24 protein-coding genes and 2 tRNA genes are annotated in these 25,777 nt (G+C 64.1%); 15 read left to right on the forward strand and 11 right to left on the reverse strand.

All coding sequences use genetic code 11. The features are described 5' to 3' along the window. Positions 1-129: 129 nt before the first annotated feature. Positions 130-1,449, forward strand: coding sequence for a PLP-dependent aminotransferase family protein (locus HII28_RS11970; RefSeq protein ID WP_170025597.1), 1,320 nt, complete (start codon positions 130-132; stop codon positions 1,447-1,449). A gap of 24 nt (positions 1,450-1,473) precedes the next feature. Continuing rightward, the gene (locus tag HII28_RS11975; protein ID WP_170025598.1) at positions 1,474-2,445 is read left to right on the forward strand and encodes a D-alanine--D-alanine ligase; all 972 of its coding nucleotides are present in this window, start codon (positions 1,474-1,476) and stop codon (positions 2,443-2,445) included. A gap of 1,416 nt (positions 2,446-3,861) precedes the next feature. Here the strand turns inward: HII28_RS11975 and HII28_RS11980 are convergent. From HII28_RS11980 to rpmH, 9 genes are all read right to left on the reverse strand, one after another. Then, a complete protein-coding gene (locus HII28_RS11980; protein ID WP_170025599.1) occupies positions 3,862-4,518 on the reverse strand; it encodes a pyridoxal 5'-phosphate synthase in 657 nt (218 codons plus the stop codon). A gap of 1,129 nt (positions 4,519-5,647) precedes the next feature. Next, positions 5,648-6,604: a ParB/RepB/Spo0J family partition protein gene (locus tag HII28_RS11985; RefSeq protein WP_170025600.1), complete on the reverse strand. Its 957-nt coding sequence runs from the start codon at positions 6,602-6,604 to the stop codon at positions 5,648-5,650. A gap of 67 nt (positions 6,605-6,671) precedes the next feature. Continuing rightward, positions 6,672-7,541 carry a ParA family protein gene (locus tag HII28_RS11990; RefSeq protein WP_170025601.1) on the reverse strand — a complete coding sequence of 290 codons (870 nt, stop codon included), beginning with the start codon at positions 7,539-7,541 and terminating at the stop codon, positions 6,672-6,674. A 114-nt stretch (positions 7,542-7,655) separates the two neighbouring features. Then, positions 7,656-8,288, reverse strand: a complete 633-nt coding sequence (gene rsmG / locus HII28_RS11995) for a 16S rRNA (guanine(527)-N(7))-methyltransferase RsmG (RefSeq protein WP_170025602.1) — start codon at positions 8,286-8,288, stop codon at positions 7,656-7,658. Positions 8,289-8,301: 13 nt separating this feature from the next. Beyond that, entirely contained in the window at positions 8,302-8,823 is a 522-nt protein-coding gene (locus HII28_RS12000) for a R3H domain-containing nucleic acid-binding protein (RefSeq protein ID WP_170025603.1), read from the reverse strand. 5 nt (positions 8,824-8,828) lie between these two features. Next, positions 8,829-9,812 (reverse strand): membrane protein insertase YidC, encoded by a 984-nt coding sequence (gene yidC, locus HII28_RS12005; protein ID WP_170025604.1) that lies wholly within the window; start codon positions 9,810-9,812, stop codon positions 8,829-8,831. Between the two features lie 11 nt (positions 9,813-9,823). After that, on the reverse strand, positions 9,824-10,123 hold the full coding sequence (gene yidD, locus HII28_RS12010; protein ID WP_240977341.1) for a membrane protein insertion efficiency factor YidD: 300 nt from the start codon (positions 10,121-10,123) through the stop codon (positions 9,824-9,826). Beyond that, a complete protein-coding gene (gene rnpA / locus HII28_RS12015) occupies positions 10,123-10,470 on the reverse strand; it encodes a ribonuclease P protein component (RefSeq protein ID WP_170025606.1) in 348 nt (115 codons plus the stop codon). Before rnpA ends, yidD begins: the two co-directional genes overlap by 1 nt. Positions 10,471-10,482: 12 nt before the next feature. Continuing rightward, the gene (gene rpmH, locus HII28_RS12020) at positions 10,483-10,620 is read right to left on the reverse strand and encodes a 50S ribosomal protein L34 (RefSeq protein WP_026940492.1); all 138 of its coding nucleotides are present in this window, start codon (positions 10,618-10,620) and stop codon (positions 10,483-10,485) included. Between the two features lie 461 nt (positions 10,621-11,081). Between rpmH and dnaA the strand changes: the two genes are divergently transcribed. From dnaA to HII28_RS12070, 10 genes are all read left to right on the forward strand, one after another. Continuing rightward, entirely contained in the window at positions 11,082-12,506 is a 1,425-nt protein-coding gene (gene dnaA, locus HII28_RS12025; protein WP_170025607.1) for a chromosomal replication initiator protein DnaA, read from the forward strand. 437 nt (positions 12,507-12,943) lie between these two features. After that, entirely contained in the window at positions 12,944-14,089 is a 1,146-nt protein-coding gene (gene dnaN / locus HII28_RS12030) for a DNA polymerase III subunit beta (RefSeq protein WP_170025608.1), read from the forward strand. 49 nt (positions 14,090-14,138) lie between these two features. Beyond that, on the forward strand, positions 14,139-15,026 hold the full coding sequence (gene gnd, locus HII28_RS12035; RefSeq protein WP_170025609.1) for a phosphogluconate dehydrogenase (NAD(+)-dependent, decarboxylating): 888 nt from the start codon (positions 14,139-14,141) through the stop codon (positions 15,024-15,026). Between the two features lie 178 nt (positions 15,027-15,204). Continuing rightward, positions 15,205-16,434: a DNA replication/repair protein RecF gene (recF, locus tag HII28_RS12040; protein WP_170025610.1), complete on the forward strand. Its 1,230-nt coding sequence runs from the start codon at positions 15,205-15,207 to the stop codon at positions 16,432-16,434. Further along, complete coding sequence (locus HII28_RS12045; protein WP_170025611.1) at positions 16,431-16,916, forward strand: DciA family protein; 486 nt, start codon at positions 16,431-16,433, stop codon at positions 16,914-16,916. The genes recF and HII28_RS12045 overlap by 4 nt, the downstream gene beginning before the upstream one ends. 124 nt (positions 16,917-17,040) lie before the next feature. Next, on the forward strand, positions 17,041-19,032 hold the full coding sequence (gyrB, locus tag HII28_RS12050) for a DNA topoisomerase (ATP-hydrolyzing) subunit B (protein ID WP_170025612.1): 1,992 nt from the start codon (positions 17,041-17,043) through the stop codon (positions 19,030-19,032). A 101-nt stretch (positions 19,033-19,133) separates the two neighbouring features. Next, positions 19,134-21,761: a DNA gyrase subunit A gene (gene gyrA, locus HII28_RS12055; RefSeq protein WP_170025613.1), complete on the forward strand. Its 2,628-nt coding sequence runs from the start codon at positions 19,134-19,136 to the stop codon at positions 21,759-21,761. Next, positions 21,754-22,164, forward strand: a complete 411-nt coding sequence (locus tag HII28_RS12060; RefSeq protein ID WP_170025614.1) for a DUF3566 domain-containing protein — start codon at positions 21,754-21,756, stop codon at positions 22,162-22,164. The genes gyrA and HII28_RS12060 overlap by 8 nt, the downstream gene beginning before the upstream one ends. A 194-nt stretch (positions 22,165-22,358) precedes the next feature. After that, positions 22,359-22,432, forward strand: a tRNA-Ile gene (locus HII28_RS12065). A gap of 108 nt (positions 22,433-22,540) precedes the next feature. Beyond that, positions 22,541-22,613 (forward strand) — tRNA-Ala (locus tag HII28_RS12070). Between the two features lie 60 nt (positions 22,614-22,673). Here HII28_RS12070 and HII28_RS12075 read toward each other — a convergent pair. After that, positions 22,674-22,901, reverse strand: coding sequence for a hypothetical protein (locus HII28_RS12075; RefSeq protein WP_170025615.1), 228 nt, complete (start codon positions 22,899-22,901; stop codon positions 22,674-22,676). A 207-nt stretch (positions 22,902-23,108) separates the two neighbouring features. Between HII28_RS12075 and HII28_RS12080 the strand changes: the two genes are divergently transcribed. Beyond that, a complete protein-coding gene (locus HII28_RS12080; RefSeq protein ID WP_170025616.1) occupies positions 23,109-23,531 on the forward strand; it encodes an NUDIX domain-containing protein in 423 nt (140 codons plus the stop codon). Positions 23,532-23,609: 78 nt separating this feature from the next. Here HII28_RS12080 and HII28_RS12085 read toward each other — a convergent pair whose 3' ends face one another. After that, positions 23,610-24,128 (reverse strand): hypothetical protein, encoded by a 519-nt coding sequence (locus HII28_RS12085; RefSeq protein WP_170025617.1) that lies wholly within the window; start codon positions 24,126-24,128, stop codon positions 23,610-23,612. 98 nt (positions 24,129-24,226) lie between these two features. Between HII28_RS12085 and HII28_RS12090 the strand changes: the two genes are divergently transcribed. Together HII28_RS12090 and HII28_RS12095 are read left to right on the forward strand one after the other, a co-directional pair. Next, positions 24,227-24,766: a peptidylprolyl isomerase gene (locus HII28_RS12090; RefSeq protein WP_170025618.1), complete on the forward strand. Its 540-nt coding sequence runs from the start codon at positions 24,227-24,229 to the stop codon at positions 24,764-24,766. A gap of 213 nt (positions 24,767-24,979) precedes the next feature. After that, the gene (locus HII28_RS12095; RefSeq protein WP_240977342.1) at positions 24,980-25,696 is read left to right on the forward strand and encodes a rhomboid family intramembrane serine protease; all 717 of its coding nucleotides are present in this window, start codon (positions 24,980-24,982) and stop codon (positions 25,694-25,696) included. Positions 25,697-25,777 lie beyond the last annotated feature (81 nt).

Genomic DNA, 25,777 nt, shown 5'->3' on the forward strand with positions numbered 1-25,777 from the left:
GCGACTTGAAGACGCTCGCTTCGACGAGTTCAACCGGCGGCTACCGGTCACCACCCGCACCTCGAACCCCAGCAAGTTCGCGGACAGGCATCCCCTACCATGGAATCCACGCCCAGAACGGAATGACACGTGATTGAAAACGGCAGCCTGCGCAGCGCAGGCAACAACCTCGACCCCTGGTACTCGCACTACGCGCAGCGCACGGCCGGCCTGGCCGCCAGTGAGGTTCGAGCTCTGTTCGCCGTCGCCTCGAGGCCCGAAGTGGTCTCGCTGGCGGGCGGCATGCCGTATGTCTCCGCTCTTCCCGAGGATCTCGTCGTCGGGGCGATGGAACGCGTCATGCGCGAGCAGGGCCCCGTCGCCCTGCAGTACGGATCGGGTCAAGGCGTTCCGCTGCTCCGTGAGCAGATCACCGAGGTGATGGCGCTCGAGGGGATCAGCGCAAGCGCCGACGATGTCATCATCACGACGGGATCACAGCACGCTCTCGAGCTGTTTTCGAAGCTGTTCATCGACCCGGGCGACTTGGTGCTCGCCGAGGGACCGAGCTACGTGACGGCTCTCGTCATCTTCAAGTCGTATCAGGCGGATGTCGACCATGTGCCCATGGACGAATACGGCCTGATCCCCGAGGCGCTCCGCGAGCACATCGCGAATGCCCGTGCGGTGGGACGCAGCATCAAGTTCCTCTACACGATCCCCACCTTCCACAACCCGGCCGGGGTGACGCTCACTTGGGAGCGCAGGCTGGAGATCCTCGAGATCTGCCGCGAGAACGACATCTTGGTACTCGAAGACAATCCGTACGGACTGCTCTACTTCGATCAGAAGCCGCCGGCGGCGATGCGTTCGATCGACGAGGACGGCGTCGTGTACCTCGGTACGTTCTCCAAGACTCTCGCCCCCGGGCTGCGCGTCGGATGGGCGCTCGCGCCGCATGCCATCCGCGAGAAGCTCATCCTCGCCAACGAGGCCGCCGTGCTCAGCCCGAGCTCGTTCACTCAGCTGGTCGTCTCCCAGTACCTCAGTGACGCGGATTGGCGCGGCCAGATCGACACCTTCAGGGGTGTCTACCGCGAGCGGAAACAGGCGATGATCTCCGCACTGGAGGAGTACCTTCCCGATCTCTCGTGGACAGACCCGAACGGCGGATTCTATGTGTGGCTCACGTTGCCCGAGCCGCTGGATTCCAAGGCGATGCTGCCGCGCGCGGTGACGGAACTCGTCGCCTATACGCCCGGCACGGCGTTCTACGCGAACGGCGACGGCGCGCAGAACATCCGGCTTTCGTTCTGTTACCCGACTCCCGCGTCCATCCGGGTCGGTGTTCGCAGGCTGGCCAACGTCATCAACGGTGAGCTCGACCTGCTCGACACCTTCAAGGGATCGGGACAGCTCCGTGCGGAACGCGCGACGGCCAACACGTTCCCTCCGTCCGACCTTCGCTGACTCCTACCGGAGAAGGGCTGCACCATGACTGACTTCGAACGCCTCAACGTGCTCGTGCTCGCCGGCGGCATTTCCCACGAACGAGACGTCTCGCTGCGATCCGGCAGGCGGGTCGCGGACGGGCTCGCCGCGCACGGTCACAAGGTGACAGTGCGTGAGCCGGACGCGACGCTCCTTGCGAGCATCCGCGACGTGAATCCCGATGTGGTGTGGCCCGCTCTCCACGGAGCGAGCGGCGAGAACGGTGCACTCCGGGCCCTCCTCACGGCGGCCGGCGTGCCGTTCGTCGGCGCGGATGCGGAATCCGCCCGTCTCGCCTGGCTCAAGCCCGTTGCCAAGACGGTCGTGAGCCGGGCAGGCGTCGATACCCCGGCATCCGTCACGATTCCGACCGAGACGTTCCGCGAGCTCGGCGCCGTCAGCGTGCTCGAGGCACTCGGCGACGCGCTCACACCCCCGCTCGTCGTCAAGCCGGCCGAAGGCGGATCCGCTCAGGGTGTGACCTACGTGGATGACATCGCCGATCTGCCGCGCGCCCTTGTCAACGCCTACACGTACAACGACGTCGCGTTGATCGAGCGGCGCGTGACGGGGATCGAGGTCGCCGTCACGGTTCTGGACACCGGCGCCGGTCCCATCGCACTTCCCGCCGTCGAGATCGTGCCGCGCAACGGCGTGTACAGCTTCGAGGCCAGGTACAACGCGGGGGAGACCAGTTTCTTCACGCCAGCCAGACTCACGGATGCCGCCACCTCGCGCGTCGCAGATGTCGCCATCGCCGCGCACGAGGCCCTCGGCCTCCGCCACCTCTCGCGCATCGACCTGATCGTGGATCCTTCCGGAGCGCCATGGTTCCTGGAGGCGAACGTCCTGCCGGGTCTTACGGAGACCTCGCTCGTCCCTCTGGCGATCGAGGCCGCCGGATTCGACCTCGGTGCCGTGTACGCGGGCTTGGCCGAGCAGGCGATTCGCGACGGGTTGAGCCTGGCTAGGTAGCTGCCGAGCCCGCGACGCGGGCTTGCTCCCCGCTGCGTCCGCGGCGTCTGGCATTCCGTCACTCGACGGCGTGTGTCGTCCTCGGTTTCCGAGTTTGCACGGTGCACCAGTCCGCGTAGTGCAACAGGAACAGCAACGTTTCACGTGAAACACGGTGATCCGGCACCGGTCCCGCTGGGCGCATCACGCAAGCGAAACTCGCTTGCGCCCTAGGACCCGATCCAATCCGCTCCCAAGGATCGCCCTGCGGGCTCGCGTCCAAGTCGGACTGTTCAGTTCAGCCTGCTCGTTGCGTCTCCGATGTTTCACCTGAAACGCGGTAATCCGACGCCGGTTCCAGTGGGCGCGACAGAAGCGGACCACGCTCGTGCCCTAAGGCCCGATCCACGTCCATGGATCACCCTCGTGGGCTCGCGTTCCAAGCCGGACTGCTCCTCAGTTCAAGCTGTTTGTCGCCTGCGATGTTTCACGTGAAACGCGGTGATGCGGTGAATGCCCGGCGAACCCGCGAGTCAAGCGCCGCATGGCGGGTGCTCAGATGTCCTGCCCGCCAACGTCGGTGCCCGCTGTGTGGCACGTCGACCCGAGCCCATTCGATTTGTCAGCCGCAGTTGGTTTCACGTGAAAACACGGTGATGCGGCGGATGCGCGCCCAGTCCACGATTCAAGCGCCGCCCGCATGGCTGGATGTCCGAAGTCCCATCCACCAAGGTCGGTTCCCTCTATTTCTCACGTCCACCCGAGCGATTCGGTCTGTCAGCCACAGTTGGTTTCACGTGAAACATGAACGAGTGAACGGAGTACCGTCCTGCAGTGACCGGTTGCGAGATCATCCGACGCCCTCCGAGACCATCGGATCACCGCTCGACAGTCAACAGCCCACATACCTACGTATCGAGGATGGAAGCGATCACTTGACGGTGCGAGGGTATCCGCCGTGAGACCGGGCGGTGCGAAATCATCGAGATCTCGTCAGTGTCACCAAGCGCACTGTTTCACGTGAAACATCCGCACTGGACGCCCTGCATCACTGCTGCCGCATCGCCGAGCACCGATCCCTGAGGACAGTCGACCACCAACCATCCCTGGTTGGACCGCCTGAGCCAGCGCGAGATCGACCGCGAAAACCAGCTTGAGAACGACGGCGCCCCGCGAAAACGAACATTTGCGCGAGCGTTGAACGAGCGCGGGAGAAAGGGGGTGAGCGCTATACGAGCGCGAGCGCGAGCGCGAACCCGAGGCAGAGCGCGAGCGCGAACCTGCGAGCGCGAACCTGCGCGCGAGAACGAGCGCGAGAACGAGCTCGGGCACGTGAGCGAGCGCGAGAACAATCAGACGCAGAAGCCACAGACGCGTCGCGCGATGGCTCAGTGACCCCCGTCTCGCAAACGTTTGCCCTGAGCCACGCGCCTCGGATCAGGACTGCAGCCGCTGCTTCACCCACGAGTCGCCGGTTCGGTCGTAGCGCAGGCGGATGTGGTCCCGGCTCGGGGATCCCTGCCAGAACTCGATCGACGCCGGCTCGATGCGCCACACGGACCAGTCGGCAGAGACGAGCAGCGGGTCGGCATCGATCGCGACGCGAGCCTCGTCCACGCTGGAAGCCAGCGCTGATTCGTCCACCACGGGTTCGCTCTGCCTGTGTGCGAGAACGAGGGCTCGTGCATCCGGATGCCGCGCCAAGAAATCCCGAGCGGAGTCTTCCGCCGATCCACGGGTCGCTTCGCCGCGAATCCGGACGGCGCGAGCCAACGCGGTCCAATAGAACGTCAATGCACACCACGGATTCGCCTCGAGCTGCCGTCCTTTGGCCGACTCCGCACTGGTGGCGATCTCGAACGATCCCTCGGCGGTCACGTCCTTGAGAATCAGCACGCGCGCGTCCGGATGACCAGCACCATCAACCGTCGACAGCGTCGCGGCATGGGGTTCCGGAACGCCTGCGTCGATCGCGTACCCGAGCCACTCGACGAACAATGACCGTGGTTCACAGGGCGCCTCGGCAAGATCCCATCGGGCTGGCGAGCCGACGAGCGTGGGGAGTGAACGGAGTCGGTCACGGAGATCAGTCATGGCACGATACTGCCAGCAGTCGCCATGCGCCACGTACCGATCCCTCTCGACGTCGACCGTCAGGATCCGACCGTTTCGAACCCGCGTGCGCCCGCCAGATCGCTCCCTCGACATCGACATCTCCGCAACGAGCGCAGCAGCGGGGGAGCGTCGGTTCAGTCGCAGGACCCGCACGTACCATCAGGGGCGCAATGCCGCCTTCGCGCACATCCTATGGAATAGTCGCTCGAGCACAGACCGGACCGCCAGTCGGTTGCACCTGACACAGAAGGAGATAACTCCCGGGATGTTTCACGTGAAACACCGCCGCTGAGGGAATACTAGAGCCGGAACGCTTCTGCTTCCAAGACTTCGCGATCCAGTGCCTCACACCGAAGACGAGGGTTCTGCTCTGCTCGTCACGAGCGTGTATTCCGAGAGCATCGGGCCACGGCACCCGTCGATACCGACACGTGCAGCGCCTAAGTACCCAGCCGCGAGCGACCGGCGCGCTACATTTCGCCCGTCGTCGATACGATCCCTGATCGTTCGCCGATACCCCAACCCAACTGCATCAGCGGTGTGACGGTGGGCAGGCGGAACACTCACATGATGCTCGACCACTCGCCGCCATGAGCTCTCGGTCACGCTCACGCCGCGAGGTTTCACGTGAAACATCGGACCGGTTGCCACGTTCTGGCTGGTACGAACGGACGGCTCCAGCATCAATCCGACGCCAGCTGCTGAAGATCCGAATGCGCGCGTCCGTGGAAAGGGCTCCGGGACCCGCGCCCGACCCTTCAGGCTCTGAGCTCCGGTTCAACGACGCATGCCACGGACGGAATGTCATCGTCCGCCGGCAACCGAACCTTACGACCGGGTGCCGCCTCCCGTGCGGCCTGTCGCACGGGAGTCCGAAGCCCCTGTCCGCTGGCGCCTCAGCTGAGTGGCGAACAGGCAGCCCGAGCCTGCGCTTGCGTGGCCGACCCACGCAATTCCGCCCGACCCACGCCGCCCGCGTCGCATGTTGATCCGAGCTCGCAAAACGACGTCCGGATCGTCTGAAGAATCCTTAGGCGCAGTCGCTCCGCACCTGCTTGCGCTCCGCTCAGGTACCGCAACGAGCCAGCCGAGTCGAGCACGGGAAGCCTCAGCCCGCGTACGGCCCCTCACCGATTTCGCCGAGGATGCGGTTGAGGTCCTGCACCGAGGCGAACTCGATGGTGACCTGACCCTTGCGTGCGCCGAGCGTCACCTTCACTCGCGTGTTCAAGCGGTCACCGAGGCGATCGGCGACTTCATTAAGGTGGCCTTGGCGCTTGCCGGCGGCCGGTCGGGGCTTCGCGGGCTTGGCAGACGGGCTCACGAGAGCCTCGGCGGCTCGCACCGAGAGGTCCTCGTTCACGATCTTGTCCGCGATCTTCTGCATCGCCTCCGGGTCACCGGCGGCGAGGATCGCGCGGGCGTGGCCCGCCGTCAGAACGCCGGCGGCGACTCTCTGCTGCACAGGTGCCGGCAGCTTGAGAAGGCGGATGGTGTTCGTGATCTGCGGTCGCGATCGTCCGATCTTGGTGGCGAGCTCGTCCTGCGTGATGCCGAAGTCGGCGAGAAGCTGCTGATACGCCGAGGCCTCCTCGAGCGGATTCAGCTGGGATCGGTGGAGGTTCTCCAGCAGCGCGTCGCGCAGCATGTCCTCATCCGCCGTTTCCTTGACGACAGCAGGAATCGTCTCGAGCCCCAGAGTCTTGGACGCACGCAAGCGGCGCTCGCCCATGATGAGCTCGTACTTGCCAGGAAGGCCGGTCAGCGGACGGACGACGACGGGCTGCAGAACACCGACCTCGCGGATGCTTGCGACAAGCTCGTCCAACGCCTCCTGGTCGAACTCAGTGCGCGGCTGCTGGGCGTTGGGAACGATGTCATCGGGGGAGAGGCTGGCCAGTCTCGCGCCCGGAACGGCGACGAGGCCGTCGGACTCCGCGGTCATGACCGGCGTCGTTCCGTGATCCTCGCTGAAGAAGACGTCGATGGGGCGATGCGTGTCGCTGTCCGTGGTGGGGATCAGCGCGCCGATTCCGCGGCCCAAACCCGTGCGCTTCGCTGCCATGGTGTCGTGTTTCCTCGTCTGCCGCTGCGTGCGGCCTCGGCGATATGGATGGTGCTGATGCGGCCGATCAGCGCGGTGCGCCGCGCTTGGCGATCTCCGCTGCGGCTTCCAGATACGAAAGGGCGCCTGGCGAGCCCACGTCGTAGCTGATGACGGTCTGTCCGTAGCTCGGCGCCTCTGAAATGCGCACAGAGCGGGGAATGATCGTGTCGAGCACCTGCTTCGGGAAGTGCTCACGCACCTCATCCGCCACTTGATGTGCCAGATTCGTTCGCGAATCGAACATCGTCAGCAGGATCGTCGACACGTGGAGCTTCGGATTAAGGTGCTTCTCGATCAACGAGATGTTCTTCAGCAGCTGACTCAACCCTTCGAGCGCGTAGTACTCGCACTGGATCGGAATGAGCACCTCGGTAGCAGCCACGAAAGCATTGATCGTCAGCAAGCCGAGGGACGGAGGGCAGTCGATCAGTACGTAGTCGATCCCTTCCGGGATCTCGTCGAGGTACGTCTGGAGGGCACGGGCCAGCCGCTGTTCGCGAGCGACCATCGAGACCAGCTCGATCTCTGCACCCGCGAGATCGATCGTCGCCGGGACGCAGAAGAGGTCCGGCTGTTCGGGGGACTGCTGTACGACATCCGCCATTTCGGCATCGTTCACGACGACGTCGTAGACGCTCGGCGTACCCTCGCGATGCTCAACGCCAAGCGCCGTCGATGCGTTGCCCTGCGGATCGAGGTCGACAACGAGCACCCGGGCGCCCGATCGAGCCAGTGCCGCGGCGAGATTGACGACCGTGGTCGTCTTGCCGACTCCACCCTTCTGGTTCGAGATGGTGAACACGCGCGTGCGCGACGGCAGCGGAAGAGTCGCCTCCTCGATGGCCTGACGGCGACGATTGAGTTCGACGATCTCACTCGCCAGGGGAGTCGACATGTCCACAGGTGCAGGCACCTCCGCGCTCTCGTTCTCGGGATGTTTCACGTGAAACTTGGCTGTTTCGTTGCAAACTGATCGCCCGCGCACGGCACTGCACAGGCGCTCGGGAAGCTATCTCACTGTAGCCCGGATGATCCTGGTCACCTCGTCCACGACGCCTGTCCCGAGAATCTCCACGCGCACGTCGTGGATGTGGAAACGTCGTAGTTCCTTCGCCGCCGCGCCGATCTCCGCTTGGGCGTTCGCACCCTTCATCAGCACGAGCTCACCGCCGTCTCGGACCAGGGGAGCGGTGATCGGGATGAGTTTGCGGAACGCACTGACTGCGCGCGCGGTCACCTGATCGAGTGCCCCGTCCAATCGCACGTCTTCTGCCCTGGCCCGCAGGACGTCCACGTTATCGAGACCGAGTGAATTGCTCTGCTCCTGGAGCCACGCGACCCTGCGTTCCATGGGCTCGATCAGCACGAAGCGCACATCCGGTCGAGCGATGGCCAGCACGAGGCCAGGAAGCCCCGCGCCACTCCCGACGTCCCCGACACGGCCGCCGCTGACCAGCAGCGGAGCCATCAGAGCACAGTTGATCACGTGACGCGACCACAACCGGGGCGGCTCCAGTGGCCCGATCAATCCACGTTCTTCACCTTGGCGTGCCAGGGCATCCGTGAACGCCCTGGCCGTATCAATACGGTCGCCGAACAACGTCGCGGCGACCGGTGGTTCAGGCTCGACGTTCGTCGTCATGTTTCACGTGAAACTAGGCGCGTGTGATGACGGTGTGACGATCGGATGCTTCGCCCACCGAATGCGACGCGAAGCCACGCTCCGCGACGACGTCGTGAACGATCTTGCGTTCGTACGACGACATCGGTGGGAGCGCGGCCTGGGCTGCGCCTTCTTCGACTCGGGCGATCGCCCTGTCGACAAGGAGCGCCAGCTCGCCCTTCCGCGCGTCCCGTGATCCACCGATGTCGAGGATGAGCCGCGAGAACGCGCCCGTCTTGGACTGCACAGCAAGGCGGGCAAGCTCCTGAAGGGCGTTCACCGTGTCGGCACGATTGATGGTCCGCAGTGCCTCGGGGTCCTCGGCGGACACCGAGACATACGGACGTCCGTTCTCCACGTCGATGTCGATGTCGCCGTCCAGGTCGCAGATATCCAGCAGTGCCTCGATGTAATCGGCTGCGGCATCGCCCTGCGCTTCCAGCGCCTCCAGGCTCGTCGTCGCATCGGCCTCGACGGATGAATCCGCGCCGGTCACTGCTGCCTCGTCAGTCATACTCACTATTTCTTTCCGCTGGACTTCTTCGCCCGGGACTTTCCCATCGGCTGCTGTCGCTGAGTGGTGATCGGCTTCGCAGGGATCTCGTCCACCACGAGAATCGGTGCGCCTTCGGGCGTCTTCAGCTTGCCCTTACGAGCGAGGCGCGCCTCGCGAGCCTTCTCCGCATCACTGCCCGGGGTAGGCATGTTCCGAATGACCAGGAACTGCTGACCCATGGTCCAGAGGTTGGACGTCAGCCAGTAGAACATCACGCCCAGCGGGAACGCGACACCGGAGAACAGGAAGACGAAGGGAAGCAAGTAGAGCAGGATGCGCTGCTGACGGAACTGCGGGCTCGCCTTCGTCTCGGGCGACATGTTCTTGGACACGATCTGCAGCTGGGTCAGGAACTGCGACGCAGTCATCAGCACGACCATCGTTGCGGCGATGATCATGACTTCCCAGCTGAAGTCCTTGCCCGCCATCATGAGTGTCCACTGCGAACCGAAGGACGCGTTGAGCGGTGCGCCGAGCAGGGTCGCGTTCTGGAACGAATGCAGGAGGTTGAAGTTGGCCAGAAGACCGACGCTGTCCTTGCCCTGCTGGGCGTCGTTCAGCACGTGGAACAGGCTGAAGAACACCGGCATCTGCAAGAGCAACGGGAGACAGGAGCTCAGCGGGTTCGTGCCCGTGCGCTTGTACAGCTCCATCGTCTCGCGGGACATCGCCTCGCGGGAGAGCTGGTCCTTCTTGCCCTTGTACTTGTCCTGGATTTTCTTGAGCTGCGGTGCGACCTCCAGCATGCGACGCTGGTTCTTGATCTGACGCACGAAGATCGGGATCAGCGCGGCACGGATCACCGCGGTCAGCCCGACGATGGACAGCACCCAGGTGAGACCGGCGTTGGGATCGAGACCGAGCGACGTCCAGAGCAGGTGCCAGCCGACCAGAAGCAGCTGCACGAGCCACTCGATGGGCCAGAGGATCGTATAGATGAAGTCCATCTGTTAGTCGGTCATCCTTTTGCGTGGCCGCGTGCCACCACGAACCCGAACGGCGTGACGGAATAGCGGGGGGTCTTCTTACGGGGAACATCGTCGACTCCGCCGGCGGCCCACGGGTGGCAGCGCGCAATGCGCACGACTCCCAGACCGGTTCCGACGATCAGGCCATGTTCCTGGATCGCACCGAGCGCGTACGCCGAGCACGAGGGGTAGTAGCGGCAGACATCGCCGTACAGCGGCGAGATCACAGCACGGTACGCGCGCAGAATCAGCACAGCGACGTTCCTCGGCAGAAGGAGGAGGGTCGTCATCACGGCATGCATCTGGCGCCCACTTTGTCGACGGCTCGGCGAATCTCACCTTGCAGGGTAGCCCAGGATGCCTGCGCAGACGCTGGCAGCGCCCGGACCACGATCTCGTGGCCGGGCGCTATATCCGGTAGGAGTTCTCTGCTCACGGCTTTGAGCCGACGACGCACGGTGTTGCGCACAACAGCGACGCCGACGGCCTTGCTCACGATGAAGCCGAAGCGAACCGGCGACGGATCGGGCACCCGCCTGACGTACGTGATCGTGTGAGTCGCGTGGACTCGCACACCCTTGCGGACCGTCAGGCGATAGTCAGCGCCACTCCGGATCCGGTTCGTCTTGGCGAGCACCGCACTGAGCTGCTACGCGGAAAGCTCGGTGCGGCCCTTGCGGCGACGGTTCGCGAGGATCGCGCGACCGGCACGCGTGCGCATGCGCAGACGGAAGCCGTGCACCTTGGCGCGGCGGCGGTTGTTCGGCTGGAACGTTCTCTTGCTCATCAGACTTGTCTCTCGATCGATGGAGTTCTCTTCGCGAGGCAGGCCTGGTGGGACACATCGCCCGAGGCGCCTGGAAGGAAGAAGTGCCGCTCGCACGGCAGGGGTCAACCCATTAACGGTACGGGGTGGCCTGCGCAAGGTCAAACCGAGCCCGAACGAAGCGTTGATTATCCCAAGGGACAGGACTATGCCTGGAAGGACGCGCCGACGTTCGCGGAGATCGCCTTCGCCCGAAGATTTGAGCGTGCGGGTCCGATTCGTTAGCGTGACATGCGGAGTTATCCCCAGGTTGTGAATCGATCTGTGTCCAACCCTTACGGCAGCATGCAGAATGCCGTTGCAACGCTGGGGATAACGGTGTGGATTAGAGCGGCCGGACCTGCTGCTTCGGCCGGCCTGATTCACGACGGGGTGGATCGGACTGCTGGTGCCAGGGTCCGTGAGAGTGATCTAGGGGAACTATGGCTGACGGCGATCCGGCGTTGACGAACGCATGGCGATCGGTTTTGTCGACGCTAGAAGCCGACGACCGGGTCACACCGCAGCTGTATGGATTCCTCAGCCTGGTCGAGCCGAAGGGCATCATGGCCGGCACCTTCTATCTCGAGGTGCCCAACGAGTTCACTCGCGGCATGATCGAACAGCGCTGCCGCGTTCCGCTGCTCAGCTCGATCGGAAGACTCGATGACTCCTTCGCGGTCTCGACCTTCGCGATCGTCGTTAATCCGGACATCACCCACGACTCCCCGCAGCTCGAACCGGACCGCCTCGAGTCCAGCTACATCGACACCCCGACCACCGTGACGCAGCCCTCGGCTCCGATCACGGAGATCAGCGCGGCTCCCCGGAGCTCCGATTCGCGACTCAATCCGAAGTACAGCTTCGACAACTTCGTCATCGGACAGTCCAACCGGTTCGCCCACGCTGCGGCCGTCGCCGTCGCCGAAGCTCCCGCCAAGGCCTACAACCCCCTCTTCATCTACGGGGACTCCGGGCTCGGCAAGACGCACCTCCTGCACGCGATCGGCCACTATGCCATGAGCCTGTACCCGGGCATCCGGGTCAGGTATGTGAGTTCCGAGGAGTTCACCAACGACTTCATCAACTCAATCGCCAACAACCGCGGCTCCTCGTTCCAGGCGCGATACCGCAACATCGACATCCTGCTCATCGACGACATCCAGTTCCTTCAGCGAGCAGTGGAGACGCAGGAAGCGTTCTTCCATACGTTCAACACCCTGCACGACCACAACAAGCAGGTCGTGATCACGAGCGACCTGCCACCGAAGCACCTCACCGGGTTCGAGGACCGCATGCTGACGCGCTTCGAGTGGGGTCTGATCACGGATGTCCAGGCTCCCGACCTCGAGACCCGTATTGCGATCCTGCGCAAGAAGGCGCAGAGCGAGCGGATCCTCGTGCCGGACGACATTCTCGAATTCATGGCGACCAAGGTGTCGAGCAACATCCGCGAGCTGGAGGGAACGCTCATCCGCGTGACCGCGTTCGCCAGCCTCAACAAGACACCGGTCGATATGAACCTGGTGCAGACGGTGCTCAAGGATCTGATCACGCTCGACGACGACAACGTGGTCGCGCCGGCAGACATCATCACGGCGACCGCCGACTACTTCAAGCTCAGCGTCGACGACCTCTACGGTTCGTCGCGTTCGCAAGCGATCGCCACTGCGCGCCAGATCGCCATGTATCTGTGCCGTGAGATGACGAACCTTTCACTCCCCAAGATCGGCCAGTTGTTCGGCAACCGCGACCACACCACCGTGATGTACGCGAACAAGAAGATCAGCGAGCTCATGAAGGAGCGGCGCTCGATCTACAACCAGGTCACCGAACTCACCGCGCGCATCAAGCAGACGCACCGCTGACCGCTCGTCCGACCATCGCGACCGGACGGCATCCGATGACAGCGCCGTCAGCGATGCCATCGTGTCCCGTCCCGAAGAAATCCACACTGTGGATAACCCTGGGGATACTTAACGAATAACAGCCTCCGCCATGTGAGCGATCGCTCGACGGCTGTGAAATCTTTGTCATTCGGTTGCAGCCGCGCCAGCAGCAGTCGTCCCGTCATCAACATGTCACTGACAACTCACAAGCGTGTAGTTCCCGCTGAATCACTGGAATGCACGGAGTTATCCACAGTATCCACAGCGGTTAAGCCGGTTAAAAGAACAAGAATTCTTAAGCAGGCGTCCGACAACCTCAGCTCCATCGACAGAGCCTCCGACTGCTTCGTCCACCGACGACAGGCTGGGGATAGCATGGAGCGCGCGCACTCGATCCACCGATAGGGGAGAACTTCGTGAGGTTTCAGGCCAACCGCGATGTGCTGAGCGAAGCCGTTTCGTTCACCGTCAAACTGCTTCCCCAGCGCACAACGCTGCCCATCCTCAGTGGAATCCTCATCACGACGACAGATTCCGGAATCTCGTTGTCTGCCTTCGACTACGAGGTCTCAGCTCAGACGGAGATCTCCGCGAACGTGGAAGAACCGGGAACGGTGCTGGTCTCCGGTCGCCTGCTCGCCGAGATCGCGTCCAAGTTGCCGAATGCACCTGTGACCTTCGCCACGGATGACAATCGCATCGTCGTTACGTGCGGCACCGCGAGCTTCACCCTGCTGTCTATGCCTGTAGAGGAATATCCGACGCTCCCGCAGATAGACGGTGAGTCCGGGCTGGTCCCGGCCGGCGACTTCTCCGAAGCCGTTTCCCAGGTCGCCGTCGCCGCATCGAGGGACGACGTGACGCCCGTGATCACAGGTGTCCAGCTCGAAATCACCGAGAACCGACTCAGCCTGGTCGCCACAGACCGTTATCGCGTCGCTGTGCGCGAGATCGACTGGGATGGATCGCTTGGGCAGACAGAGTCCTCTACTGCACTCGTTCCAGCGCGTACCCTGCAGGAGATCGGAAAGACCTTCGGTCACGACGGCACGATCAGCGTGACGCTCGTCTCCAAGGACGATCGCGAGCTCATCGCCTTTACCGCTGAGAAGAAGACCGTCACATCGCTTCTGATCAAGGGCAACTTCCCGCCCGTGAAACGACTCTTCCCCGAGAACGTCAACAACTACGCCGTCGTGAACACGGCCGATCTCATCGAAGCCACGCGTCGTGTGTCGCTCGTACTCGAGCGAGAGGCCGCCCTGCGGTTCTCGTTCTCCAGCGACGGCCTCACACTCGAGGCGATCGGATCGGAGCAAGCACAAGCATCCGAGAGCATCGACGCTCTCCTCACCGGACCGGACACCGTCGTCTCGCTCAAGCCCCAGTTCCTGCTGGACGGCCTCGGCGCCGTGCACTCGGAATACGTGCGCATCTCGTTCACGAAGACCGACAATCCCAACAAGCCTGGTCCCGTGCTCATCACGAGCCAGACCAGCAAGGAGCAGGCGGGGAGCGACAGCTACCGTTATCTGCTGCAGCCGAACCTGCTGTTGCGCTGACCCATCATCCGGTCGGTTCCGGTTCGGCTCACACCACGAAGGACTACTCATGCACATCGGTCTCATCGGTCTCGGAAAGATGGGCAACAACATGCGTGCGCGCCTCGAGCGCAAGGGCATCGAGGTCACGGGCTTCGACACGAACCCGGATATCTCCGACGTTGCAACGCTCGCGGACCTGGTTTCCGCGTTGCCCGCACCCCGCACCGTCTGGGTGATGGTCCCAGCGGGCGAGATCACCGATGGCGTCGTCAACGATCTGGCAGGTCTCCTCGAGGCGGGCGACCTGGTCATCGACGGTGGAAACTCCAAGTTCACCGAAGACTTCAAGCACTCCGAACTGCTCGGCAAGACCGGCGTCGACTTCATGGATGCCGGTGTCTCCGGCGGCGTGTGGGGACTCGACAACGGCTACGGCCTGATGGTGGGCGGCAGTGCCGCCCAGGTCGAGCGCGTCATGCCGGTCTTCGACGCGCTTCGTCCGGAGGGTCCGCGTGACGAGGGATTCGTCCATGTCGGCGAGGTCGGCGCGGGACACTACGCGAAGATGGTGCACAACGGCATCGAATACGCGTTGATGCAGGCATACGCCGAGGGGTATGAACTCCTCGACACCCGCAAGGACATCATCAAAGACGTCACCGGTACGTTCAAAGCATGGCAGCGCGGCACCGTGGTGCGCTCATGGCTGCTCGATCTGCTGGTTCGAGCGCTCGAACAGGATCCGGAGTTCGAGCACATCGAGGGTTACGTGCAGGATTCCGGCGAGGGCCGCTGGACCGTCGAAGAGGGTCTGAACAACGCCGTCCCGATGCCGACGATCAGCGCGTCGATTTTCGCCAGGTTCGTCTCGCGCCAAGAGGACTCTCCCGCCATGAAGGCCGTCGCTGCGCTTCGCAACCAGTTCGGTGGCCACGCCGTCAAGGCCGTCGACTGATCCGGTACCGCTGGTCGAGGTTGTCGAAACTGGTCGGGGTCGACCCATTGTGCTGGGTCGGCGCCCCACCGAAACCGACCGTCAGGTCGCCGCGCCGCGCGACGGAGCCGGCGGCCGGAAACGTGAACTCGACCGGCGATATGGGCTCCATCAAGGAGATTCCTGTGAGGGCTCGGCGATGAGGGTTACGCATTTGTCGCTGACCGACTTCCGCAACTACGCGCATGCCGAAGTCGAAATCGCGGCTGGTCCGAATCTGTTCGTGGGACGAAACGGGCAAGGCAAGACGAATCTCGTCGAGTCGCTCGTCTACGTCTCCACCGGCTCGTCGCATCGGACGCCTGTCGATGCGGCCATGATTCGACAGGACTGCTCCGCTGCGGTCGTTCGCGCCCGGCTCGAGCACGATGGCAGAGCCGTGATGCTGGAGCTTCAGCTCAACAGGGGGTCGGCGAACAAGGCGATGGTCAACCGGTCACCGTCTCGTCCTCGCGAACTCGTTCGCTATTTGTCCACGGTCCTGTTCGCGCCAGAGGACCTCGCGCTGGTGCGCGGTGAGCCGGCCATCCGTCGGCGTCTCCTCGACACGGTGCTCGTGCAGCGCACCCCGCGCCTCGCGGGCGTGCTCGCCGATTACGATCGTGTGCTTCGTCAGCGCAACACCCTTCTCAAGTCGGCCAGGGCATCAGGGGTGCGCGGGTCGGCGCTGTCCACCCTGGATGTCTGGGACGAACGGCTCGTCGCCCTCGGCTCGGAGATCATCGACGAGCGCTCCGACCTCGTCGACAAATTGCGGCAGCCTGTGCGGGATGCCTATCGGTCCGTGGCCGGCGACGATCACGACCCACGGCTGGTCCCCCTTCTCTCGGTCGACGGCGCGGCTCCGGATGAAGACGGCGACTCTGCATCCGAACCGGATACTGACGGCTCGGCCGGCGGATCAGGGACGACGAACGAGCGGTTCGCGGCAGCGATCGCGCGCCTGCGGCCGCGGGAGTTGGACCGCGGCGTGACCCTCGTCGGCCCGCACCGGGACGATGTGCGCTTCGAACTGAACGGACTGCCGGCCAAGGGCTACGCGAGCCATGGCGAATCGTGGTCGTTCGCGCTCTCGCTGCGGCTGGCATCCGCACAACTGCTGCGCGAGCACTCGACCACGGGCGATCCGGTGCTGATTCTGGACGACGTGTTCGCGGAACTCGACCAGACGCGACGGGCGCGGCTGGCGGCATCCGTGCACGATTTCGAACAGGTGCTCGTCACATCGGCCGTGCTCGACGACGTGCCGGCGGAACTCCGGGCGCATACCGTGCACATTCGGGCCGGCCGCGTGATCGACGCGGCTGAAGCGGGATCGGATGCCGGCCCTCAGCCTTCTGATCACAGTGAGGCCGACGAGGCGTCATGAGCGAGGCGTCCAACTTCTACCGTCACCTGAAGGAGCTCTTCGGAACGGACCCGGGCAGGGGACGGCGACGAACGGATCGTGCCGACAGACGTGATTCGAGGAACGCCAGCCAGCCGTTCGACCCGGGCCGTGAGCCTCACGGGCTCGGCCGTCTCATGGACTCGCTCGCCGACGAGCTCGGCTGGAACTCGCCGCTGGCCAAGTCCGAGCTGATGGCTGCGTGGTCGGAAGTGGTGGGCGAGGAGACGGCGAAGCACTCGGATCCGGTGGGCGTCGAGGGCGGCGTGCTCACTGTGCGATGCGACTCGACGAGTTGGGCGACACAGCTGCGCATCATGCGCGGAGAGCTGCTGCTGCACATCGAACGCCGGTATCCCGACGCGGGTGTGGAAAGTATCCGGTTTTTGGGGCCGGACGTCCCCACCTGGAAACGCGGCCCCAGGTCGGTTCCAGGGCGTGGCCCACGCGACACCTACGGTTAAGGCGCCAAATCAGGTCAACCCGTCACTTTCATCGCGTCAGACGGCCGTTTCTCGCCCGTTGATCAGGTCGTTCTTGGTAGAATGAGTGGTCACGAAAAGCGTGCGGTCAGGAGCTCTCAACCCGATGACGACAGAACCGAATACGGCTGGAACCGACAACAACTACGGCGCAAGCCAGATTCAGGTTCTCGAAGGACTCGAGGCGGTCCGCAAACGGCCGGGCATGTACATCGGCTCGACCGGTCCCCGAGGACTTCACCACCTCGTCACCGAGATCGTGGACAACGCCGTCGACGAGTATCTCGCCGGCTACGGCGACCACATCAACGTGACCCTGACCGAGGACGGCGCCGTGCGTGTGGTGGACAACGCGCGCGGCATCCCGGTCGACATCCACCAGCCGGAAGGCATCTCGACCGTCGAGCTCGTGCTGACTGTGCTGCACGCCGGCGGCAAGTTCGGCGGCGGCGCGTACGCGGTTTCCGGCGGTCTCCACGGCGTCGGCTCGTCGGTGGTCAATGCGCTGTCCAGCCGCCTCGAGGTCGAGGTGAAGAACCAGGGCCACGTGTGGAGGCAGAGCTACCACGACGGCGTCCCGGATGCTCCGCTCGAGCGGGGCGAGGAAACCAGCGACACCGGAACCACGATCACGTTCTGGCCGAGCGCCACGATCTTCGAGACGACCGAGTTCGACTACGACACGCTCCGCACTCGGTTCCAGCAGTACGCGTTCCTCAACAAGGGACTCACCATCTCGCTGTGGGACAAGCGCGAGCGCGAGGTGCTCGATGAAGAAGGCGAGCTCGCGCCGGACCGCAACGACACATTCCTCTATCAGCGTGGCCTCGAGGACTACGTCGAGTACCTCAACTCGGCGAAGCGTGCGGATGTCGTCAACGACGAGATCATCTCGTTCGAGTCCGAAGACACCGAGCGCAAGATCGCACTCGAGGTCGCGATGCAGTGGACGACCGCTTACACGGAGAGCGTCCACACCTACGCCAACACCATCAACACGCACGAGGGTGGAACCCACGAAGAGGGTTTCCGTGCCGCGCTGACGACGCTGGTAAACCGGTATGCGCGGGAGAAGGGCATCCTGAAGGAGCGCGACGACAACCTGTCGGGCGATGACGTGCGCGAGGGCCTGACCGCGGTGATCTCGGTGAAGCTCGCCGAGCCGCAGTTCGAGGGTCAGACCAAGACGAAGCTCGGCAACACCGAGGCGAAGGCGTTCGTGCAGAAGGTCGTCGGCGACCAGCTCGGCGACTGGTTCGACCGCAATCCCAACCAGGCCAAGGAGATCATCCGCAAGGCGATCCAGGCCGCCAGTGCACGAGTCGCCGCTCGCAAGGCGCGGGACACTGCCCGGCGCAAGGGTCTCCTCGAGGGTGGCGGGATGCCCGGCAAGCTGTCCGACTGCTCCAGCCGCAATCCCGCCGAGAGCGAGATCTTCCTCGTCGAGGGTGACTCGGCAGGCGGATCCGCGAAGCAAGGACGCAATCCGGCGACGCAGGCGATCCTGCCGCTGCGGGGCAAGATCCTGAATGTCGAGAAGGCACGACTGGACCGTGCACTGGCGAACGCTGAGGTGCAGGCGATGATCACCGCCTTCGGCACAGGTATCGGCGAGGACTTCAACGGAGAGAAGGCCAGGTATCACAAGATCGTGCTGATGGCCGATGCGGATGTCGACGGCCAGCACATCACGACCCTGCTGCTCACCCTCTTGTTCAGGTACATGCGACCGCTGATCGAGATGGGATACGTCTACCTCGCCCAGCCGCCGCTCTACCGGCTCAAGTGGTCCAACTCCGATCACCAGTTCGTGTATTCGGATCGAGAGCGTGATGCCCTGCTCGCGGACGGCCTGGCCGCCGGCAAGCGGATCCCGAAGGACAACGGCATCCAGCGCTACAAGGGTCTCGGCGAGATGAGCTATCAGGAGCTGTGGGAGACCACGATGGATCCGGAGACCCGCACGCTGCTCCAGGTCACCATGGATGATGCGGCCGCGGCCGACGAGACGTTCGCCACCCTCATGGGCGAAGACGTCGAGTCACGCCGCCACTTCATCCAGAAGAACGCGAAGGATGTGCGGTTCCTCGACATCTGATGGGTCCCGGCCGCCGGCCGGGAGTAACAGACGGATCACCCCGACACCGTGGGTGAACGAGGAATCGCAGCAGACGAGAAGAAGACGAAGAAGAGAAGTAGATGGCAGACGAGACCGACGGCATCGAGCAGACCGCATCCGAAGGAACCAACGATGGTGTCGGCATCGTGCACGGCAAGATCGAGCCGGTCGAGCTGCAGCTGGAGATGCAGCGCAGCTATCTCGACTACGCGATGGCCGTCATTGTCGGACGCGCGCTGCCCGAGGTGCGCGACGGTCTGAAGCCGGTGCATCGCCGGGTGATCTACGCGATGTACGACGGCGGATACCGTCCGGACCGGGCGTTCTCGAAGTGCTCCCGGGTCGTCGGTGATGTCATGGGACAGTTCCACCCTCACGGTGACACGGCCATCTACGACACGCTCGTTCGTCTTGTGCAGCCGTGGAGCCTGCGGTATCCGCTGGCGCTCGGCCAGGGCAACTTCGGGTCCCCTGGCAACGACGGTGCGGCAGCCATGCGGTACACGGAGACCAAGATGGCTCCGCTCGCCCTCGAGATGGTGCGGGACATCGACGAGGACACCGTCGACTTCAAGGACAACTACGACGGCCGCACGCAGGAGCCGTCCATCCTGCCGTCACGGTTCCCGAACCTGCTCGTCAACGGGTCGGTAGGCATCGCGGTCGGCATGGCCACGAACATCCCGCCGCACAACATGCGAGAGGTGGCCGCCGGCGCACTCTGGGCGTTGGAGCATCCGGATGCCACCCGGGATGAGCTTCTCGATGCGCTGATGGAGCGCATCAAGGGTCCGGACTTCCCGACCGGCGCGCAGATCCTGGGCGTGAAGGGCATCCACGACGCGTACCGCACCGGGCGCGGTTCGATCACGATGCGCTCGATCGTCAACGTCGAGGAGATCCAGGGTCGGACCTGCCTCGTCGTCACCGAGCTGCCATACCAGGTGAACCCGGACAACCTGGCGATCAAGATCGCCGAGTTCGTGAAGGACGGCAGGATCGCGGGCATCGCGGACATCCGCGACGAGTCGAGCGGTCGCACCGGCCAGCGGCTGGTCATCGTTCTCAAGCGTGACGCCGTCGCCAAGGTCGTGCTGAACAACCTGTACAAGCACACGCAGCTGCAGGAGAACTTCGGCGCGAACATGCTGGCGATCGTCGATGGCGTGCCGCGTACGCTGCCACTCGACGGCTTCATCAGCGCCTGGGTCGACCACCAGGTCGACGTGATCGTGCGCCGTACGCAGTTCCGTCTGCGCAAGGCCGAGGAAGACGCGCACATCCAGCGCGGACTCGTGAAGGCGCTGGACGCACTGGACGAGGTCATCGCGCTGATCCGCCGCTCTCCGAACGCCGACGAGGCGCGCGCCGGCCTGATCGACTTGCTCGACGTCGACCAGGTGCAGGCTGATGCCATCCTCTCCATGCAGCTCCGTCGCCTCGCGGCCCTTGAGCGGCAGAAGATCATCGACAACCTCGCCCGTCTCGAGGCAGAGATCGCGGACTACAAGGCGATCCTGGCCGACCCGGTGCGCCAGCGGACCATCATCAGCGAAGAGCTCACTGAGATCGCCGACAGGTTCGGCGACGAGCGCCGCACGAACATCCTGTACGGCTTCGACGGTGACATGAGCGTCGAGGACCTCATCCCCGAAGAGGAGATGGTCGTCACCGTCACCCGTGGCGGCTACATCAAGCGCACGCGCAGCGACAATTACCGTTCGCAGCATCGTGGCGGCAAGGGCGTCAAGGGCGCACAGCTTCGGGGAGAGGATGTAGTCGACCACTTCTTCGTGACGACCACGCACCACTGGCTCCTCTTCTTCACGACGAAGGGCCGGGTCTACCGGGCCAAGGGGTACGAAGTGCCCGAGGCGGGCCGTGACGCGAAGGGTCAGCACGTCGCCAACCTGCTCGCGATGCAGCCGGATGAGGAGATCGCCGAGATCCTGGACATCCGCGACTATTCCGCTGCGAAGTACCTGGTGCTCGCGTCGCGGGAGGGCCTCGTCAAGAAGACGGCGCTCGCCGAGTACGACACGAATCGCACGGGCGGGATCATCGCGATCAAGCTGCGCGAAGGTGACGAGCTGATCTCCGCGTTGCTGGTGGAAGAGGACTCGGACATCCTGCTCGTTTCACGCAAGGGGATGTCGATTCGCTTCACGGCGACCGACGAGGCGTTGCGTCCGATGGGCCGCTCCACCTCAGGCGTGATCGGCATGCATTTCCGTGATGACGACTCGCTTCTGGATGCCGCGGTGATCGGATCGCCGGGCTCCGAGCGCACGGATACCGCAGCATCCGCCGACGACGGTTACGTCTTCGTGGTCACCGAAGGTGGGTACGCCAAGCGCACAGCGATCGACCAGTACCGCCTCCAGGGACGCGGTGGCTTGGGCATCAAGGTCGCGAAACTGAGTGACGACCGAGGGGATCTTGCAGGTGCTCTCATCGTCGACGAGGACGACGAGGTGCTCGTGGTTCTTGCCAGTGGCAAGGTGGTACGCTCTGCCGTGGCCGAGGTGCCGGCGAAGGGCCGGGACACCATGGGTGTCGTATTCGCTCGTTTCGCCGATGACGACAAGATCATCGCCATCGCACGGAACAGCGAGCGGAATCTGGACGCTCACGACGCCGAACCGGTTGAAGTAGAAGCCGGCGAGGAGGCCGAGGAGCCCGGAAAGGACGACGCAGTAGATGAGTAGTGTGGCAGAACGATTGGCCCAGAAGTCCTCCACCCGCAGAGCACCCGCCAAGCAGGTGCGGCTTCGCCTGGTCTACATTGACTTCTGGTCGGCCGTGAAGCTGTCGTTCCTCGTCGGCTTGTGCCTGGCGATCATCTCGATCGTCGGATCGTTCCTGATCTGGGTGGTTCTCGACCAGACGGGCATCTTCGACAACCTGAACAGCCTGTTCAAGGACATCTCCGGTACCAGCGGAAGCGACTTGAAGTCGATTCTCAGCCTGGGAACGGTGATGGGTTTCTCGATCGTGGTCGCCATCCTGAACCTCGTCATCACGACGGCGCTGGGCGCGGTCTGCTCGCTGCTGTACAACCTCAGTGTGAAGATCACGGGCGGCCTGCTCGTCGGGTTCACCAACAACTGATTGAGGCGAGAGCAACGCGAGCCCACTCGCTTTGCCGAGCCGATTGAAGTTGTCGAGCGGCGTAGCCGCGAACACAACTGATTGAGGCGAGAGCAACGCGAGCCCACTCGCTTTGCCGAGCCGGGACGCCTCGATTCGCGTCAACGCAGACGCTCGGGTAGTCTGTCATTCGGCCAATTCAACGGCCGGATCCCGGGGATATAGCTCAGGCGGTTAGAGCGCTTCGCTGATAACGAAGAGGTCCGAGGTTCAAGTCCTCGTATCCCCACGGTTCGCTTCTTGCACTCGCAGGAAGCGCCAAAAGCTGCACAACGCGACGTGCTCGCCATCCGCGCAGCGACGCAAGCCGGGCGCGGACCGGCTTGCAAATAGGCACGGGGCCTTAGCTCAATTGGTAGAGCGCCTGCTTTGCAAGCAGGAGGTCAGGGGTTCGATTCCCCTAGGCTCCACAGATTGTTCCGTCGTGAGCCGCGCCGTTACGCGCCAGGGCGACACACGTCACGCGATCACTACGGGAACAGTTGGAAGATGCCGTAGGCGATCACGTCGAAGCTGGCGCTCCCGTAGAGCAGGTACCAGAGCGCAATCACCGCGCCGACGCCGATTCCCACCAGGAGCCCGAACGCCAGGCAGAGGCCGAGGATCCCGAGTCCCGCCGTTCCTCGCGTCGTTGGAGTGACGGTACCTTCGGTCGCATCCTCGGCTGCGTCGAAGAGTTCGAGTGCGTCGTCGCTCATCCGTCGGAGTCTACGGCGTCCGGCGCCCTCAGCGGATGTACGCGCCAACCGCCGGGCCGTCGTGCTGGTACTTCCCCTGGGCGTGGAGATCGCGGCTCCCGGATCGCCGTCGCCGACGCGGCCGACGTAGACGTGCGGACGCATGCACCTGGGCGTCGACGCCTGGCCGGTTCACGAAGGCGGAATGCGGCGTCGTAGGGTGTCTAGATGGACATCCGCGTCGCTGCGTACACCGTCATCACCGACGGAACCCGGGTTCTGCTTGCGCACTGGAACGAGCATGGCCGTAGCGGATGGACTCTCCCTGGTGGCGGCATCGAGTCAGGAGAGGACCCAGCGGATGCCGCGGTGCGCGAAGTGCGCGAAGAGACCGGATACGACGCGGAACTCGACGAGTTGATCGGCGTGCACTCGCACGTCATCCCGGAGAGTCAGCGGATCTCGGGCCACGGCCCCTTGCAGGGCCTGCGGATCGTCTACCGAGCGCACATCCTTGGCGGAACGCTCACCGACGAACTCGACGGATCGACGGATGAAGCGCAGTGGTTCGAGCTCGCGGACGTGGTCAACCTCCGCAAAGTGTCGCTCGTGGATATCGGACTGCAGTTCGCAGGTCTTGTCGCGGTATAGGACGACGGCCATGTCGTCACAACGCCACGAAAACGCGCCGTGCGACGCTGTGCACGGCGCGACTCCGCACCAGAGGTACTACTCGGCGACCGGCGGTTCCGGCAGCTCGTCCTCCGCGACCCACAGCTCGTCGTCGGCGCGGAATGTCTGCCAGACCGCGTACGCGATGCCGATGACAGCCACGGCGGCCACGGCCAACGCGAGGTACGTTCCGAATCCAGGGCCGGACTTCTCCGGCTGAGCCTTGTTGGTGAGCTCGCCCTTGGCGGCCTGCAGCCGCTTGACGGCGGCTTGGACACGGGTGTCATGCGCGACATCCGCAACGCTCAGCGCGGTGCCCAGCACCGTACCCATTGCAGGTACGACGTTGTTGGAGATGGCGTCGCCCGCGGCGCGGGTCACGGGCCTCACGTACTGGTCGTACCCCTCGCGAACGCGGGGAGAGACCTCTTCGCGCGTCAGGTGCACAGCCTGGCGGCCGGCCTCCTGAGCGACGACGTTCGCCCGGCCCAGCAGATCCTGCTGGACCCCCCAGAGTGCGAGGGCTTCAGCGCGAAGCCGGTTGAGTTCCTTCTGGCGCTTACGTGACAGACTCACGGTTCCTCCACCCGGTGTACTTGCAGGTTCCTCCATCTTGCCACCGAAAGCCCTGGCGGCCAGGGGGTGGACAAATCCGCTATGCAAGAATTGAGCCCATGTCCAAGCACACCGCGGTGGCGACTCTGCACACCAACTACGGCGACATCGCCGTCAACCTGTACGGCAACCACGCACCGAAGACGGTGCGCAACTTCGTCGGTCTCGCCACCGGTGAGCAGGAGTGGACGGATCCTCAGACGGGACAACCTCGCACGGACTCCCTGTACGAGGGCGTCGTGTTCCACCGCATCATCCCCGGCTTCATGATCCAGGGCGGCGACCCGCTGGGCACCGGCACCGGCGGACCTGGCTATCGCTTCGACGACGAGATCAGCCCCGAGCTCGACTTCACCAAGCCGTACGTGCTCGCCATGGCCAATGCCGGTATCCAGGGTGGTCGCGGAACCAACGGCTCCCAGTTCTTCATCACCGTCGGCCCCACCACGTGGCTGCAGGGCAAGCACACCATCTTCGGCGAGGTCGCAGACGACGACTCGCGTCGCATCGTCGACAAGCTCGCTGCTGTGCCGACGGATGCTCGCGACCGTCCGCTCGACGATGTGGTCATCGAGTCCGTCACGGTCGAGCAGGCGTAGTCCGCCGGCCTGTGCAGCTGTACCTTCCTTCAATCCGAGCACAGAGCACCAGAGCACAGAGTGTCGCAACCGTCGTCGTCGGGTGAGCCGTCCGCGCCAGCCTGCTACCGGCATCCGGACCGGCTCACGTATGTGAGGTGCCAACGCTGCGGCCGGCCGATCTGCGGAGAATGCCAGACGCCGGCACCCGTCGGATTCATCTGCCCGGAGTGCATGCGACAGCAGCGAGCGACAGCACCGCGCACGAAGCCGGCGTTCCTGACCAGGCTCACGGGACCGCGACAGCCCGTGGTCACCTACATGATCATCGCGGTGTGCGTGCTGGTGTTCATCGCACAGTCCTTGCCGGGAATCGGCTCGTCGGTCACGGGTGCGCTGCAGTACGCGGGCATCTACTCGTATCCGATCGCGTTCGAGCCGTGGCGATTGCTCACCGCGGTGTTCGCCCACGCGTCGATTCTGCACATCGCGCTGAACATGTACACGCTGTGGATCTTCGGTATCGTGCTCGAGCCCCTCCTCGGGCGTGCGCGATACGCGGTGCTGTTCGTGTTGGCCGGCTTGGCCGGTTCGGTCGGTGTGCTTCTGATGGCGCAGCCGAACGTCGCAGTCGTCGGGGCGTCCGGGGCGATCTTCGGAATGATGTCGGCACTGCTGATCATTCAGCGCCACCTCGGGGGACCGATCACTCAGCTCCTCGTGCTCGTCGGCATCAATCTCGTGATCAGCTTCCTCCCCGGAATGGGGATCGCCTGGCAGGCACACGTCGGCGGACTCGTCGGCGGAGCGATCGTGGGGTTCATCTACACGCAGACACGGCGACGGTCCCGGCGCCCGCTGCAGATCGTGCTGCTCTCTGCGTTCGCGATCGTTCTCGTGCTCGTCGGGATCTGGCCGTACCTCGCTGGTGCCGTCCCGACGGTTTCCTGAGTTATCCACAGGTTTACGCACAATAGTTATCCACAGGATTTCCCACAGGGGGATAATTACACCCGTGTAATTGCCCACTGA

This window comes from Planctomonas sp. JC2975 (assembly GCF_012985205.1).
GTDB lineage: Bacteria > Actinomycetota > Actinomycetes > Actinomycetales > Microbacteriaceae > Humibacter.